This is a genomic window from Salinimicrobium oceani (assembly GCF_012037645.1).
The window spans coordinates 1-443 of sequence record NZ_JAAVJR010000659.1 but is presented as its reverse complement, the minus strand read 5'-3'; the positions used below and the strand labels follow the sequence as shown (position 1 = coordinate 443).

The 443-nt window shown below is 43.8% G+C and carries 1 protein-coding gene; it reads left to right on the top strand.

What is annotated here, in order from left to right; translation table 11 throughout:
• A partial coding sequence (locus HC175_RS18750; RefSeq protein ID WP_168139713.1) for a GTP-binding protein occupies positions 1 to 443 on the top strand: 443 nt, incomplete at both ends.

Sequence of the window (443 nt, the reverse complement as noted above, 5' to 3'; positions counted from 1 at the left end):
TCGCGATTATCGCACCCGTTGACCACGGAAAGACCACTTTGGTAGATAAGATCATGTACCATTGCAGGCTTTTCAGGGAAAACGAAAATACTGGGGATCTTATCCTTGATAACAATGACCTGGAAAGGGAACGGGGGATCACCATTACTTCCAAGAATGTTTCCGTAGTTTATAAGGATACAAAGATCAACATCATTGATACTCCCGGTCACGCCGACTTTGGAGGAGAGGTAGAAAGAGTTTTGAACATGGCCGACGGAGTACTGCTATTGGTAGATGCCTTTGAAGGACCTATGCCACAAACTCGTTTTGTACTTCAAAAAGCTATCGATCTTGGATTGAAACCTTGTGTGGTGATCAATAAGGTGGACAAAGAGAATTGTACGCCCGAAGAAGTGCATGAAAAGGTATTCGACCTGATGTTTGAACTTGGTGCCGAAGAA